This window comes from Cryobacterium sp. Hz9 (genome assembly GCF_004402825.1).
GTDB lineage: Bacteria > Actinomycetota > Actinomycetes > Actinomycetales > Microbacteriaceae > Cryobacterium > Cryobacterium gelidum.
Window position 1 is genome coordinate 1 of record NZ_SOFC01000020.1, and the last position, 1,384, is coordinate 1,384.

2 protein-coding genes are annotated in these 1,384 nt (G+C 60.6%); one reads left to right on the forward strand and one right to left on the reverse strand.

Annotated features, from left to right (window positions below; genetic code table 11):
* Positions 1-56: 56 nt before the first annotated feature.
* Positions 57-350, reverse strand: a complete 294-nt coding sequence (locus E3N85_RS09810; protein WP_134462732.1) for a putative quinol monooxygenase — start codon at positions 348-350, stop codon at positions 57-59.
* Positions 351-821: 471 nt separating this feature from the next.
* Here E3N85_RS09810 and E3N85_RS09820 point away from each other — a divergent pair.
* A partial coding sequence (locus tag E3N85_RS09820) for a TetR/AcrR family transcriptional regulator (RefSeq protein WP_134462734.1) occupies positions 822-1,384 on the forward strand: 563 nt, incomplete at its 3' end.

A 1,384-nucleotide genomic window follows, 5' to 3' on the forward strand; every position in this document is an offset into this window, starting at 1 on the left:
CACAGCGCACGCCCGAGAACGTGAGCATGACCTTGGGTGTGCGCCGTAGTGCTCAGTCAGATGTCGTTGGCAGTGTCGAACATTGAGACCGGGGGGGCGCTGGCTAGCAATGACCCCAGGTCGGTCGCACCCGCACCCGCGCGCCACTCACGGTAGGCCGCTTCAGCGTCGGCCGACGCCCATCTCTCCAGCACGATCATGTGGGCGGGATCTTCGCAATCAAGCAACACGTCAACACCCAGACACCCGTCAAATGCTCGGGTCCCGGCGAGGATGTCTCGCAGCATGGCTGGCGCACCGAGAACGGCGTCCGGTTTCAGGTGAAGGTCAAGAAGAACTGTCAGGGCCATGGGAACTCCAATTCGTATCAGGGGACGAGGGTCGGGCGTGGTGCTTAGAAGTTGAGGATCTGGTAGCCCTCGACGGTGAGAGAACGGATACTTGCTTCGCCCTTGTACTCCGTGAGCAGCGGCCACCCGCCGGCCTCGACAGCGTCGGTGACCCCGTGGGATGTGACGCAGAATGCGCAGGCGCCCCGGACGTTGTCGTGCAGGGCGACGGCGAGGGGTTCATTTTGTGCTTGGGGTCTGAGATGGCGGCGAGGGATTTAACGCCCGACCCGTCGAAAACGACGACGACGTCATCGCCGGCGTCCTTGAATTCGAGGGCGGTCTTGAGACCGCGATAGACGCGTGAGGTGTCGGAGTCGATGGGCTCATAAATGACGACGGCGATCTTGACTTCAGACATAAATATTTACCTCCGAGATAGACCGATCTGGCCATCATTAACTATACCGATCGGTCTGGTAATATCGCAGTGTGCATTCGTCGACCATCACCCCGATAGTGAGCGCCAAGGAGCGCCTCCTCGCGTCGGCGGGCCGCTTGTTCCACGAACACGGCATCAATGCAACGGGGATCGACCTCGTCGTACGTAACGCGGGCGTGGCCAAAGCCAGCCTCTATAACAACTTCGCCAACAAAGAAGCTCTCGTCGTGGCCTACCTGGAACAGGAACTAGACGGCTGGATCAGAAACGCCCACATCCTGGACGATCCGCTCTCGCCGCGCCGGGAGCGGATCGCAGCCTTATTTGAGGCCCTTGCCCGCTCGGTCGAATTGAACACCTTCCACGGCTGCCCATTCACCAACGCTGTGATCGAACTGCCGGAATGCGCGGCAGTACGCACAGTCGCCAAACACTATCGCGTCGTCGTTCGCACACATCTGGCCAACCTCATAGGTGCAGACACTACATCCACGGCGACATCTCGCCTGGTCTTGCTCTACGACGGGGCCATCACGGCAGCGAAAGTCGGCCGCGACGCGGCTCTCGTCCGCGAAGCAAGCACCATGGCACAAGAACACGTCGACACTCACAC